The organism is Acuticoccus yangtzensis, assembly GCF_001927245.1.
In the GTDB taxonomy this organism is placed as follows: domain Bacteria; phylum Pseudomonadota; class Alphaproteobacteria; order Rhizobiales; family Amorphaceae; genus Acuticoccus; species Acuticoccus yangtzensis.
Map to the genome: position 1 here is coordinate 1,034,837 of NZ_MJUX01000001.1, position 13,967 is coordinate 1,048,803.

Annotated in this window: 8 protein-coding genes and 1 pseudogene; 1 reads left to right on the forward strand and 8 read right to left on the reverse strand. The window is 63.1% G+C overall.

All coding sequences use genetic code 11. The features are described from left to right. Window positions 1-210: 210 nt before the first annotated feature. The 5 genes from BIX52_RS04570 to BIX52_RS04585 all read right to left on the reverse strand — a co-directional run bounded on the left by BIX52_RS04570 (window position 211) and on the right by BIX52_RS04585 (window position 9,555). Window positions 211-3,831, reverse strand: a complete 3,621-nt coding sequence (locus BIX52_RS04570; RefSeq protein ID WP_075219744.1) for an error-prone DNA polymerase — start codon at window positions 3,829-3,831, stop codon at window positions 211-213. Beyond that, window positions 3,831-5,360, reverse strand: coding sequence for a Y-family DNA polymerase (locus BIX52_RS04575; protein ID WP_075219745.1), 1,530 nt, complete (start codon window positions 5,358-5,360; stop codon window positions 3,831-3,833). The genes BIX52_RS04570 and BIX52_RS04575 overlap by 1 nt, the downstream gene beginning before the upstream one ends. Then, on the reverse strand, window positions 5,357-6,157 hold the full coding sequence (locus BIX52_RS22755) for an ImuA family protein (RefSeq protein ID WP_139312711.1): 801 nt from the start codon (window positions 6,155-6,157) through the stop codon (window positions 5,357-5,359). Before BIX52_RS22755 ends, BIX52_RS04575 begins: the two co-directional genes overlap by 4 nt. Window positions 6,158-6,272: 115 nt before the next feature. Beyond that, on the reverse strand, window positions 6,273-8,858 hold the full coding sequence (locus BIX52_RS04580) for an ABC transporter permease (RefSeq protein WP_342743811.1): 2,586 nt from the start codon (window positions 8,856-8,858) through the stop codon (window positions 6,273-6,275). Continuing rightward, entirely contained in the window at window positions 8,851-9,555 is a 705-nt protein-coding gene (locus BIX52_RS04585) for an ABC transporter ATP-binding protein (protein WP_075219747.1), read from the reverse strand. Before BIX52_RS04585 ends, BIX52_RS04580 begins: the two co-directional genes overlap by 8 nt. A 431-nt stretch (window positions 9,556-9,986) precedes the next feature. Between BIX52_RS04585 and BIX52_RS22395 the strand changes: the two genes are divergently transcribed. Then, a complete protein-coding gene (locus tag BIX52_RS22395; RefSeq protein WP_083660005.1) occupies window positions 9,987-10,487 on the forward strand; it encodes a hypothetical protein in 501 nt (166 codons plus the stop codon). Window positions 10,488-10,644: 157 nt separating this feature from the next. Here BIX52_RS22395 and BIX52_RS04595 read toward each other — a convergent pair whose 3' ends face one another. The 3 genes and pseudogenes from BIX52_RS04595 to BIX52_RS04610 all read right to left on the reverse strand — a co-directional run bounded on the left by BIX52_RS04595 (window position 10,645) and on the right by BIX52_RS04610 (window position 13,912). After that, on the reverse strand, window positions 10,645-11,646 hold the full coding sequence (locus tag BIX52_RS04595; RefSeq protein ID WP_075219748.1) for a dienelactone hydrolase family protein: 1,002 nt from the start codon (window positions 11,644-11,646) through the stop codon (window positions 10,645-10,647). A 171-nt stretch (window positions 11,647-11,817) separates the two neighbouring features. Beyond that, window positions 11,818-12,273, reverse strand: coding sequence for a hypothetical protein (locus tag BIX52_RS04600; protein WP_139312712.1), 456 nt, complete (start codon window positions 12,271-12,273; stop codon window positions 11,818-11,820). 690 nt (window positions 12,274-12,963) lie between these two features. Beyond that, window positions 12,964-13,912, reverse strand: a pseudogene (locus BIX52_RS04610) (IS630 family transposase). Between the last annotated feature and the right edge of the window lie 55 nt (window positions 13,913-13,967).

A 13,967-nucleotide genomic window follows, 5' to 3' on the forward strand; every position in this document is an offset into this window, starting at 1 on the left:
TGGTTGAGGGCGCGGTTTTCGTCGAGCGCGGGCGCTGCCGCGGATGAATACGTCTCCTTTTGCTGGGCGCGGAGCGCCCTGCGAGACCGGCAACCACCATACATCGGCCATGGGAAATGTGTCGCCCTCGTCCACTCGGATCGGCCCACCAGGTTTCCAGCCTAATGGCGGCGCGGGTTGGTAAGTGGCGGCCGCGGGGAATGGCTCGGATCATTGGAAATTTCGCCCTTTCGGCAGAGCCTGTCGCAGGTCACGCGCCGCATCTCGCTCCAGGTCCGGCATGGGGTGGCTCGGGGGGCGGGATGCGAGCCTGTGGCCGCTGCGCCCCCCATTGGAGCCGGGCGGGCTCCCGCCTCGCCGGGCCATCCCGTCGGCCGCCGTGCGGTGAGCCGCCAGCGCCTCCGTCACCGCGCGGTTCTGCGCCAGCATCCGCCCGGCGTCCTCTTCCAGCCCAGGAACCTCCGCCAACAAGCGCGCCATCTCAGACCGCGGCTTGACCTCGGTGCGCAGGTCCACGCCAGGGCTCTTCACTTCGTCGGCACGGTCCAGCGCACTCCAATCGCCTCCGTCCTTGCTGAGCGCCGTCAACAGGGGGGTGCGATCCTCCAGCTGCGCCGCGACCACATGCACGACGCCGTCCTCGGCCTGCACCCAGCCCGTGACCTTGATGAAGCGCGCCCCCAGCACCACCTGCCGGAACGCTTCAAACACCTTCGGCCAGACGATGATGTTGGCGATCCCCGTCTCGTCCTCGACGGTCATGAAAATCACACCTTTGGCCGATCCGGGTCGCTGCCGCACCAGGACAAGACCTGCGACGGACACACGTCGCCCCGCAGCGGCCGGCACGTCGCGCGCGGGCCGCACCCCCTCGCGCGCCAAGGCGGGTCGCACGAAGCGCGCAGGATGCGCCTTCAACGAAAGCGACAAGAAGCGGTAATCGTTGATGACCTCTTCTCCCGGCGGCATCGGCGGCAGGTTCGCCGCCACCTCCACTTGCAGCGCCGCATGATCCGACGCGGCGAACAGCGGCAGATCCTCGATACGCGAGTCCTTATCGATTCCGCGGGCGGCCCACAGCGCCTCACGCCTGTTGAGCCCCAGCGATCCGAAGGTGTCGGCATCGGCCAGACGTTCCAGCGTCGCCCGCGGCAGGCCGGTGCGCAGCCACACGTCGCGAACCGAATCGTAGCCCGCTCCGCGCCGCGCGACGAGGCGGCGCATCTCCTCCTCTGCAAGCCCCTTGACCTGCCGCAAACCGAGCCGAACGGCGCAGTGCGAGCGGATCGCCCCGGCCATTTCGGCATGATCGGGGTGCAGACGCTCGGCGGCGCGCGGTCCCGCCTCCAGCGTGCAATCCCAGTCCGACGAGTTGACATCGACCGGCCGCACCGCGACGCCGTGCTCTCGCGCATCGCGAACGATCTGCGCCGGGGCATAAAATCCCATCGGCTGACTGTTGAGAAGCGCCGCACAGAACACGTCCGGATAATGGCACTTCAGCCACGAGGACGAGTAGACGAGAAGCGCAAAACTCGCGGCGTGACTTTCAGGAAACCCGTATTCGCCGAAGCCTTCGATCTGACGGAAGCAACGCTCGGCAAATTCTGGATCATAACCGCGCGCAGCCATGCCTTCGATCATCTTGCGCTGGAAGGTCCCGATGGTTCCGACCTTCTTGAAGGTCGCCATCGCGCGGCGCAGTTGATCGGCCTCGGCTGGCGTAAATCCTGCGGCGACGATCGCAATCTTCATCGCCTGCTCCTGAAAGAGCGGCACGCCGAGGGTTTTCGACAGCACCGCCTTCAGCTCCTGAGACGGATAGGAGACCCTCTCCTTGCCCTGACGCCGACGAAGATAAGGATGCACCATATCGCCTTGAATCGGCCCTGGCCGTACGATCGCCACCTCGATGACGAGGTCGTAAAAGGTGTTCGGTTTCAGGCGCGGCAGCATCGTCATCTGGGCGCGACTCTCGATCTGGAAGACACCCAGCGTGTCGGCCCGGCAAATCATGGCGTAAACGTCCGGATCCTCCGATGGTATGCTCGCCAGGGTGAGGGGGCTGAATGCATCGGTCTGGGCGCTCCCCTCCCCCCCTTCCAAGGGATTCGGCGCGGTTTGGCGGCCCTCTGGCGCGCCGTCATCGGGAGGAGGTAACAGCCCGAAATCGGCGCTATAATGTCGAGCCAGCAGGGACAGTCCTTTGCGCAGGCACGTCAGCATACCGAGCGCCAGCACATCGATCTTGAGGATTCCGAGCGCGTCGAGATCGTCCTTGTCCCACTCGATGGTCGTACGCCCGTCCATCGACGCCTTGACGATGGGCACCATCTCGTCGAGCCGCCCGCGGGTGATGACGAAACCGCCTACATGCTGGGACAAATGGCGCGGAAAACCCGCGATTTCCTGCGATAATCTGATGAGATGACCGATCCGGCCATGGCCTGGATCGAGCCCGGCCCGCTCAGCATCGGCCGCATCGATCCCCCGCCCGCTCGGCCCCCAGACGTTGCCCGACAAGGCTGCCACGCTGTCCTCGCTGAAGCCGAGCGCTTTGCCGATCTCACGCGCCGCCGACCGGGCCCGGTACGTCACCACTGTGGCGGCGATGCCCGCGCGATCACGGCCATATTTTTCATAAATATACTGGATCACCTCCTCGCGCCGCTCATGCTCGAAGTCGACGTCGATATCGGGCGGTTCACGTCGCTCTGGGGAAATAAAACGCTCGAACAGGAGGTCGGCGCGCACCGGGTCCACCTCCGTCACACCGAGGCAGAAGCAGACGGCGGAGTTGGCCGCCGATCCTCGTCCTTGGGCGAGGATCGCATTGTCGCGCGCGAAGCGGACAATGTCATGAACCGTCAGAAAATATGGCGCATATTCAAGTGCTTCGATCAGTTGGAGCTCGTGGGCGATCAGGGCCGCGACCTGATCCGGCATACCTTCCGGGTACCGCCGCGCCGCGCCCTCATAGGTAAGGCGGGCGAGTGTCTGCTGCGGCGTGCACCCCGGATCCGTCGGCTCCTCGGGATACTCGTAGCGCAGCTCGTCGAGCGAAAAGCCGATCTCGTCCATCAGCCTGAGGCTCTCGCTCACAGCACGAGGGGCGGCAGCGAACAGCCGGGCGATTTCGGAAGCGGGCTTCACATACCGCTCGGCGTTGGCAGCAAGCCTCCGACCAGCTTCATCCAGCGTGGTGTGCAGGCGAATGGCGGTCAAAACATCCTGAAGCGGCCGTCTCGCGGGATCGTGATAGAGAGGAAACGTCGTCGCAAGCGGCGCCAGATCGAGCCGCTTGGCCAGAGAGAGATGAGCACGCAGGACGCGCTCATCCTCTGCACCATAATTCATCGCCACAGCGAGGCGCAGCCGGTGAGACAAATGCGGACGAAGGGCGTTCACCACCCCCTCGACGGCCACCTCATCCGCGCCTGGGGCGACGACGGCAAGAATTTGCCCCTCACACCATTCGATGAGATCACCGAGAAAGAGGCGGCAGTCATCCTTGGATCCGCGCAGGTTTCCGACACTGAGGAGGCGGCAGAGACGACCATAAGCTTGGCGGTCGGACGGCCAGACGAGAATGTTGGGGGTGCCGTCAGCGAAGACCAGATGGCAGCCAACGAATGTCCGCAGCCCCACTTCCTTCCCGGCCAGATGAGTGCGCACCACCCCGGCAAGCGTGTTGCGGTCACACACGGCAAGACCTGACAGGCCGAGGAGCGCAGCCGTGAGCACCAGCTCCTCGGGATGCGACGCTCCCTCAAGGAACGAAAAATTACTTTTGGCGGCCAGTTCAATGAAACCGTCCCTCATTAAAGTCATCAACCAAACAAGCCATGCATGAACCAGCGAGGCGATGACGTTTCCCGTTCATAAAGTCCTTTGCGAAAGAGCCAGAAGCCGCGCCCCTCCAGGTCCTCGACGCGAAAGTAGTCGTAGCTTTCCTCCTCTTCGCGCCACCATTCGGGCGCAATACGCTCAGGCCCTTCGGCGAAGGCGACTTGATAGAAGACGCGCCGCCATTGAAATCGGGCCGGCGGGCCATCCGGCACACCCGCGACCGCGTGAATGAGTTCGGGCGGATCAAGAAGACGCAAGGGACGCAGCGGACCTGCCGCACGCCGCGGCCCCGCCTGCGGCCACAAGGAGGCGTTCAAAGCATGAAGGGCCGGCACCCGTCTGGTCTGACGCCCAGGGATGTGAGTGTCGACAGGTGCAAGACGGTAAACGGAGGCAACTCCAAGCCGTTCGCTCAGCGTGTCGATCAGATCGGCAAGGGCACGCGGGGCATCGATAGACGTACCGAGACGGCCTTGTTGCGGCCCCATCTCCTCCACATCGTCAGCCTGGATCCGCATGAGATCGACACCGCTTCCGGCCTCGGAGCGCGGGGGCATGGCTTCGAGCCGCGGCACGAGAAGACGGGCGATACGTTGCGGATCGTCAATCGGCGTGCTTGCCCCCGCCACAATGTCGCTGACCGTCCCATCGGCATAAAAGAGCCGAAGGACGAAGCGGCGGGTCCCCATCCCTTTTTGCGAAAGGGCTTCGGCAAGGGCGGCCGACAGCTGCGAAAGCGCCATCTTGAGCGACTCGAGATGCTCGACGGGCTCGGCAAAAGCACGGTCGAAAATATGCGCCGCAGCGGGGCGTAGCGGGCTGATCGGCTCATCTTCGAGCCCAGTCAGCTGATCGATACGTCGGGCGACGAGGGGGCCGAAGCGCTGCACAAGAGGCCCGCGGGGCTGGGCCAAAACTTCAGCTACGGTTTTCAATCCCAACCGGGCCATGACGGCTACCGTTTCTGCAGGTAGACGCAATGCAGCCAGCGGCAGGTCGGCGGCCGCCGTCACGTGTTCCCCTTTCGGAACGATCCCACCCGAACCATAGCGGGCCACTGCCCAGGCGGCGGAGAGATGATCTGCGACCGCTACGACCGGCAGGATTCCTGCCCCGCGCACCAGATCGCAGAGCTTTTGAACAAGCCCTTCCTCTCCTCCAAAAAGGTGGCTACAGCCGGAAATGTCGAGAATTAAGTCATGGCCGTCTCCCAGAGCGACAAAAGGCGTAAACCTTTTGCAAGCCCCTGCGAGTTGAAGAAGAATTTTGCGTTCCGCAGCTGGGTCAGAAGGGTAAATCTCAAGGTTTTGGATCAATGCCCGGGCGTCGGTCAGCGGCATACCCGCATATAATTTCGCATCCTGAGCCGCTTGGTTACAGGCTGCCACCCGCATCACGTTGTTTGCTTTGACGGAGGTTACGGCCGGCACCTCCGCTTGAGCGAGGCGGAAAATCCTGTCGGTGGGAAGCATGGGTAGCCAGAGATAGAGAATGCGGCATGAGGCGCTCATGCCGCTCCTCCTTTTGCCATCCCGAATTTTGGGCTCAGCGGCCTCGCAACAACCTCTGACTGCTCAGGCTTCTTTTGTCGTGGGCTTGTGCCATTCGCCTGGAGAGATGGAGTGCTGACGAAAGAATGTGTAAGGGGATCATATGATACATTATAAACCCCAATTGATCCTGTTTTGTTCTTTTTAAGTTCCAGGCGCCACCTAGGCCAATTTCTTTTCGTAGGTGTCGACGGGACAGGCAGAACCACCCAGCGCGTCAAAGCGCAGGTGGCACCGACTGAATTTCCCAACACCATAATATGGACAGCACACCCCATTTTCTGAGCCCGTAAGCTGAGACGGCGCGATGCCGTCATATTCACCGGGCCAGAATCAGCGATTTCCCCAACGACACAAGGTATTGCACCTGATGAGAGGGACTGCTCAAGACTCCATAAGACGTCACGCGCCCTTCCCGCTTCGACAAACCACAGCCTTTCAGGATCAATGCCGATATCGATCAGCCCTTCGGGCGAAAAATATCCTGTCTCAGGATGCACCTTGCTCTGTGAAACCCAAAGTATGGGGCCTTTGGAAAAAAGAGACAGAAACGTCAGAAGGAATGATAAAGCTGAGATATGGTCAAGACTTCGGGGAGCTTCATAAATATGAAGCCCTTTTGTCAAAAGCCCGCAGGCTTGGCGCAAAATTCCTGAAGGGAAGCGATCAGAGAGAGCCAGATCATGTTCACTCGGCACCTGAACACGATGCGAAGGGGCCGAAGGAAACCTCTCCGGATGAGCTGGCACAGAAGGCATAACATCTCAAATGGTTAATGTTCTTCTCTTGTTCGAGATAGACGAGAACAAAACGCTTGTCAACGCCGAGGACACAACCTAAGATTCAGACACAGGAGGCGAGGCGATGAAGCAATCACAGGTTCCGCAGCACAGGCGCCGGCTTTTCACCCAATGCCCGCCAGGTCCCAACGAGGCCAAGCCCGACCGTCACGACAATGGCCCCTCCAGCCGCAGCCAACGCAGCACCCGGCATCAGCACGAAGTCCAGATCCATCAAATCCGCGACGATGAACCATCCCGCCACCCCACCCGCTATCAGGGCAAACGCCGCTGCGCCGACACCCAGCAACGCGTATTCAAGCGCATAAGCGGTGAGCAAGGTGACCCGCTTCGCGCCCAACGTCTTCAAAATCACGGCATCGTAGATCCGGCTTCTGTGGCTGGCGGCCAGCGTTCCTGCCAACACCAGCATCGAAGCCACCAAGGTTATGGACGCGGCAACGCGAACGGCGAATACAAGATCGGATACGATACTGTTTACAGCGCTCAGCGCGTCTTTAACGCGGATGCTCGTCACCGTCGGAAACCGCTCCGTCACCTCGCGCAGCAACGCAAGCTCCGCCACATCGCTGCCGCCCCCGTCGAACGCCAGCGTTGCGAGATGTGCGTGTGGCGCACCCTCGAACACGTTGGGCGAAAAAATCATGACGAAATTGATCGAGAGGGATTCCCAGTCGACGGTGCGCAGATTGGCAACCTGCGCCTCCACCTCGCGCCCGAGAACGTTCACTCGGATCCTGTCACCAACCCTCACCCCGAGCTCATTGGCGAGATCCGACGCGAAAGAGACCTCTCTATCCGCAGTATCGGCCGCCCACCATTCGCCGGTGACAATCCGGCTGTCAGGCGGTGGTTCGGCCGAATAGGTAATCCCGCGATCACCCCGCAAGACCCAGGACGCCTCCGTATCGGGCCAATCTTCGGCGCGCACGTCATTGATCGACACGATCCGCCCCCGCAGCATTGGTTGCGACTGCACGATACTTCCCGGCGCCGCCTCTGCGAGAGTGCTGAGAAACGAATCCCGCTCGGCCTGCTGAATATCAATGAAGAAGAAGCTCGGCGCTTCGGCCGGCAACGTCGACGTCAGCGTCTGGCGCAGATTCCCGTCGATCTGGGACAATGCCACGAGAAGCGTCAGGCTGAGGCCGAGCGACAACGTTACCGTCGGCGTCAACGCACCCCGGCGATGGATATTGGCGACCGCCATCCGGATCGTCGTGTAACGGCTTCGCGGCAGCGCACGGCCAAGCGCCATGAACCCACGGGCCACCAGATGGAAAAGTCCGAATGTAGCAGCCGCACCCACCACATAAATAGAAGCAAGCCAACGATCATAGGACGTCGCAACGACGAGAATGGTCAGGATGAGGCCACACGCCAGGGCCGCCACGAGAAACCGAACAGGGACACCCCTCCCGTTCTCCTGGTCCTGATTGCCGCGCAGCAGCGCGATCGGACGAACGTTGCCGGCACGTCCCAAAGGCAGAACCGCGAAGGTGAGCGCCGTCATTGCACCGAACAGAGCAGCAAGACCCAAGGCTCCTGGAAAAATCGTCCAAAGGGCAGAGACCGGCAAAATCCCGTCGAGGAAAATCGCCGCGACCGGCGGCGCCAAGGCGCCAAGGACGAGACCGCCCGCAATCCCGATCGATGCCAGAAGGCCAATCTGCAGGAGATAAACAGCCGTCACGAAGTCACGACGCGCCCCAAGCGAACGCAGCGTCGCGATCTCGGTCCGCTTACGCGTCAAATAGGCCTGGACGGAATTTGCAACGCCGATCCCCCCCACGGCCAGCGATGTCAGCCCGACGATGGTCAGGAACTGCGCGAACCGCTCGATCGACGCGCGAAGCCGTGGCACTGCGTCCAACCGGGTCTCGACGCGCCAGCCCGCCGACGGGAACGCCTGCTGGATTTCGTCGACCAGAGATTTCAGCTCCACCTCCGTGAAGGGGCGCTCCTCTCCCCGTATCCGGTAGTGCCAGCGCACCAGACTTCCGGTCGTGACCAACCCTGTCTCGGCCAAGTCCTGAACCGGCATCATCACGCGCGGCCCGAAGGCGAGCCCGCCGGATATCCGGTCAGGCTCCCTGTCGATCACCGCGACGATCCGCGCCTCGGCACGGCCGATAGAAACGTCATCGCCGACCGAAAGACCTGCCGTCGTGAGCAAGGTCTCATCGACCACGATCGGCACGCGGTTTTGAGCCCCGCGGCGAAAAGCATCGGCCAAGGTCACCCCGCCCGCCAGGTCGACAGCACCGTACAGCGGATAGGCCCCATCCACGGCCTTCAGCTCGACAAGAACCTGGCGCCCGCCGGGACGACGCACCATGGCGCGCAAGGTCGCGACAGTCGAAACGGCCCCTTTATCGTTCAAGAAGTCCAGCTCGTCCGGCCGTGCGGTGCGATGCATCAACGAGATGTTGAGATCACCGCCGAGAAGCGATTGGCCTTCCGCCGAAATGCCGTCGACAAGGCCGCTCGCAAGCGAATTCACCGCGGCGATCGTGGCCGTTCCCAGGATGATACAGGCCAAGAACACGTAAAAGCCGCGCAGCCCGCCTCGCAGTTGGCGCACCGCATAACGCAGCGACAGAGGCGACCTGAGATGACGGCGCCTCGGGCTGGACATTCCAATGACCGCGTCACTCACCGAGCGCCCCCAAGGCCATCGCCGGGACCGGTTCAACCATGCCCGCATGGACCCGAACCGTGCGGTCGCAGCGCGCCGCAAGTCTCGGATCGTGGGTCACGAGAACGATCGTCTGGCCGCGTTCGGACTGTGCAGCAAACATGAGGTCGATGATGCCAAGGCCCGTCGTCTCATCGAGATTGCCGGTCGGCTCATCCGCCAGGAGGACCGCAGGGTGGGGAGCAAACGCGCGCGCCACTGCAACACGCTGCTGCTCACCGCCGGACAATTGCGAGGGATAGTGCCTTACCCGCCCTCCAAGACCCACCTTGTCCAGCTCTGCCCGAGCCCGCGCACCGGCATCCGGTGCTCCGCTCAGCTCGAGCGGTACAGCCACGTTCTCGACCGCCGTCATCGTCGGGATCAGATGGAAGGATTGGAACACGATGCCAATTTCTCGGCCACGAAAGGCGGTCAATTCATCTTCCGACAGGCCTGTCAGATCGCACCCGTTGACGCTCACGCGACCACGGTCGGGACGTTCCAGCCCCGCCAAAACCATCAGGAGACTGGATTTCCCCGAGCCGGAAGGGCCGACGATCGCCACGGACTCACCGCGCATGACGGACAAGTCCGCTCCACGCAGAACCTCGACCGCGGCGGACCCCCGGCCAAGGGTCAGCGCGACGCCACGAAGGTCGATGATAGGTTCCGACATAGGATGTCCTTGTTCCCGAAGGTGCGGCCTTGCTGTTCCACACCGCCTTCACCTCAAAATACCGCACCGCCAAGCGGCCGCACACGGATCCGCACGGCCCACTCGGACGCGAAACACCGGCGGGAGCACACCGGAGAAGACGAAGCACGACTTGCGCAACGTATGACCTCATCTTCTATCCTATGTCGCCGGAATGATGAGGCAATTGGTCAGAGCGCCGCCCCTCGGGGTGATCGCCCGTGCTCTCGAGCGCACATGAAGCGGCCGGCCATCACTGGCACTCTCTCCTTCACCACTACAGGTTCACGCCTGTGGCCGCGCCGCCACGCCGAAGCAGATCGACACGCCCGCGGGGCCGCGAACCATTTGAGCATGTTGAAAATCGCGCGGCGCTCCGTCAGACACGAGGGGGTCTGTAAGGGGGACATGCGATGGTTCGGTTCGCAGCGGCTGTGTTGGCCACCATTGTTGCATGGCAGGCGCCTGCCGCTCAGGCCGCAGACCTTGCCGCTGAGCCGATCCAGAAAGAGCGGCGCTGTAACACCTTCGACAAGATCTGGCTCTTCGGCGATCCCACGGATTGCCCGAACGACGAGACAGTTCCCGCCTGCACGGCACCCAATGTTGTTAGCGCCGCGCTCCGCTTCACCAACCGGGCCGAGCCGGTCTACAGGGCACCGCGGGTCAAGTCTCTCACCCCTCTGGGCGAGCTTTACCAGCCTCTTTATAACCCCAGCCCGCTGGTTCGGCGCTATTGTGAAGGCACCGTGGCCCTCGACAACGGCGACGTGGCGCACGCCTATTATTTCCTCGAAGAAGATTCCGGCTTTGTCGGGATCTCGTGGAGCGTCTACGTCTGCATCGACGGCTACGACAAGTGGCGTGTCTATGACGGGCGGTGCCGCGTCGCCCGTCCCGCGCCCGCCCAGTAAGGGTCCGCCACGCCATTTCGCCAGCCATCGCCAAGCCCGACCGAACGCGCGATGGTTGGGCACGCCGAGACTGGACCGGTGGAGACCATGGCGCGGCGCTGAACGTCCCGATCGACGATCCGGCGAAGCCAGCCGTTCGGGATGCCGAAGAAGCCGCTCAATCACCATCGCGCGGGAAAAGCACCGGGTTGAGGAATTTTGCGAGGTCCGCGTTCGATCGGCGGCGCACGACTTCGTCTCCGCCGATCAAGTAACCGTCGCGGTTGGCGCACAAGGACAGGATCGTCGCGCGCGTGTTCGTGTCCGACATCTCCAGCCGCGTGAAGTCGTCCCGGACGGTGAAGTCACGCGCGACGGTGAAGCGGCAATCGGCGATATGGACGGGAGCGCGCCACGATCGGAGCGCCCCATCCCAGCGATGACGCGCCACATATTCGCGGATCACGACGTCGGACCCGCCGGCGCGGAGATCGTCGGCCAGAATATCGCACGCCCTCGGATCGACGATCGCATCCTCGGTCCCCCACAACATCAAAACGGGGGCACCGGTGGTCGAGGCATCCTCGAAGCGGGCGACGCATGGGCCGTAGAATGCAACGTGCGCTGCAAACGGGATCGAGGCGTTATACGCCGTGACCACCTGGTCATAGGCGGCGTAGATGGACGACATTGCGCCATAGGAGAAGCCGATCAGCGCAGTCCGCCGGGCATCGACATCGGGACGGCTGTCGAGCCACGCGAGCGTCGCGAAGGCGTCGGACAAGGCCATCGCCTCGGTGATGCGCATCAACCGCTCGATGAACCCGCCCCCGCCGCGCGCACCGAACACGTCGATCACTGCGACGGCCACGCCCTGGGCGGCGAGCTGGCGCGCATACCTCCCCTCGCGCACGCGGCTGACACCGCCCGCCCCATGGAGGAGCACCGCCGCGGGGGAAGGCTGTGCCGCGCTCGCGCCGACGGCGGGATAGAAGCGGACCGAGGCTGGCAGAGCTTCGCCTTGACCCGCGGCCGCCTCGGCGAGGGTGAAGGGGCTGCTGCTCGTGACGTCCGCGTCGATGGGGACGACATCGGCCTCCGGCCAATCGCCGCTGGTGTCGAGGTCCGCTTGGACCGGTCCGGTGATTAGGACGGCGATCAGAGCAAGGATGGTTCGCATCCAGCACCATTTCGCGCTCCGCTCTCACCGATCAAGCGCGCGGCATGCCGCACCCGCGGCCAAACCCTCCACTGGCCAGCGGTGCCTGAGGATGCCGAACCCAATCGTCTCGCCACATCGTTCCGCGAGGAGGATGGTGGTGGTGCGCCCTTGCGTCCGTCGCGGCAGGCATCAAAGCCTGTTGAGCGCCTCGAGCTCGGGGAAGGGTCCATACCTGAGACCTTTGCCATGCATCTCGGTGCACTGGGGATGGTCCTCGGTGGCGGCGCGGACGCTGCGCGAGCCGAGCTCGAATTGGATAATGCGTCGGCCGGCATAACCGCCGTAGCCATTGCGCGCATTCAACTGAACGCAGACGATGGTGCGCTCGCGCGTCGAATGCTCGGCCTGGATACCGTAAAACGAGATTTCGGCATCGCGGATCGAATAGGGATCTTTGAACTCGTTGCGGACATACTGGATGATGGCCTGTTTTTGCCAACCGGTCGCCGGTCCTTTGATGAAGAGCGGCACCTCGACGTAAATCGTCTCAACCTTGGGTGCGGACGAGAAGATCCCATAGTCTGACGCACTGCAGCCGGAAAGGCCCAAAGCAATGGCGAAGGCGACTTTAGAATGGGCTTTCATGTGCGGCACTCCAAGGAGCGATAATCCGGCTGAGATTGGGAGCAGAAACGCGATATTTCAATCTAAGGGCGCAACTGAAAGCGCGACTGAAACGTCGAGCACCGGGCGTGTGGCCCCCGTGCCACGACTTCGGCACTCTGTGTCATGGGATCGTTTGCGGGCGGATCACGGATGGCTGGTGCCGAGAATTCGGCCTTAATCCGACGGTTCCCGCTGCGAGCCGGAGCAGGACGTGGACGTGGACGTGGACGTGGACGTGGACGTGGACGTGGACGTGGACGTGGACGTGCGGTTCGCGCAGCGGTGCGATGGGAGCAACCACCCGGCCCTTGCGGCGCGGCGCAACTGCAAGAGTGACCCCTGCTCCATCATGCCGGGGCCAATATCGGCGTGTCTGGCGTCTCGCTGACTACAGCGACGACGTTTGGCCATTGCGGCGACGGAGACAGGGTGGCGAATAAGCCGGAGCAAGTTAAGCTCCGGGCGGCGGACATCGGATGATGCTTGGCCGCCGCACAGCCCAGCGACTTCCGGCGTCTCTGGCGCTGGCTCGGCGGAGGGAAATCGCGATGCAGCGGCGGCCGTTGCAGCCGCACGGCAGGGCTGGGTCGAGGGCTTCAGAGTACGCAATCCGGGGGATAAAGGCACGTCTGGCTGTAGCCGGTAAAGCTCTTCTAGAGCACTTCGCGCTCAATCCGGGTCATATCCGGCGGCTCTGAAATAGGCGCGGGCCTCTTGGGGGGGGGGACGAGGTGGAGGGCGTCACCGATGCGACCCCAAAGCCCGGTGACGGTTCGCTCGGCGGCCTTCTTCAACAGGGCTTTGATCTTGGCGAAGGCCATCTCGATGGGGTTGAAGTCGGGGCTGTAGGGCGGGAGGAACAGAAGCGTCGCCCCGGCGCGCTCGATCAGTTCGCGAACGCGCTGCCCCTTGTGGCTTCCCAGGTTGTCCATCACCACGACATCGCCTGGGGTCAGGCACGGGACGAGGACCTGTTCGACATAGGCCTCGAACCAGGTCCGGTTGATCGCACGATCCAGAACCATCGGCGCGACGATGCCCGATAATGAGAGGCCGGCCACGAGCGTGGTGGTCTTCCAATGGCCGAAGGGCAGCGGCATGCGCAGCCGCTCGCCGCGCCGGCAACGACCGTGCGAACGCGCCATCTTGGTGCTCGCCCAGGTCTCGTCTATGAAAATCAGCCGCGCGGGCTCGAGGTCGTCCTGGCCGTCGAACCAGGCGCGGCGCCGGGCGAGGATGTCGGCGCGGTTCTGCTCGGCCGCGTGGCCGGTCTTTTTTTGCGCGTGATCCCGTGTCGCCTGAAGAAGCGCGAAAGGGATGAAATCGACACGGTGTCTCCGGTCTCGCCGAGCTTCTCCTTGAGCTCGGTCAGCGTGATGTCGCCCGCCTCGTCCAAGAGGGCGAGGATGCGATCGCGGTGCGCTTCGGTCACATGGGACCAGCGATCGCCGCCCTGACGCTTGGCGCGGCATGAACCGGTTCTTGTCCACGCATCGTACCAGCGGATGGCCGTGGACGGGGCGACATCGAACCGCGCCGCGGCTTGGCGGCGGGACAATCCGTCGTCTATCGCGCGGACAACGCGAAGACGAAGATCGTCAGAGAGCAGCTTGGGCATGGTGGCTGGCCCTCCACCGCCAGCCACCATGTTGAATCAGAATGCTGCTCATTTG

Coding starts and splice junctions, on each gene's coding strand:
- BIX52_RS04575 (WP_075219745.1), bottom strand. CDS start 5,360: ATGAGCGCCTCATGCCGCATTCTCTATCTCTGGCTACCCATGCTTCCC.
- BIX52_RS04595 (WP_075219748.1), bottom strand. CDS start 11,646: ATGCGAACCATCCTTGCTCTGATCGCCGTCCTAATCACCGGACCGGTC.
- BIX52_RS04585 (WP_075219747.1), bottom strand. CDS start 9,555: ATGTCGGAACCTATCATCGACCTTCGTGGCGTCGCGCTGACCCTTGGC.
- BIX52_RS04570 (WP_075219744.1), bottom strand. CDS start 3,831: ATGACTTTAATGAGGGACGGTTTCATTGAACTGGCCGCCAAAAGTAAT.
- BIX52_RS04600 (WP_139312712.1), bottom strand. CDS start 12,273: ATGAAAGCCCATTCTAAAGTCGCCTTCGCCATTGCTTTGGGCCTTTCC.
- BIX52_RS22755 (WP_139312711.1), bottom strand. CDS start 6,157: ATGCCTTCTGTGCCAGCTCATCCGGAGAGGTTTCCTTCGGCCCCTTCG.
- BIX52_RS22395 (WP_083660005.1), top strand. CDS start 9,987: ATGGTTCGGTTCGCAGCGGCTGTGTTGGCCACCATTGTTGCATGGCAG.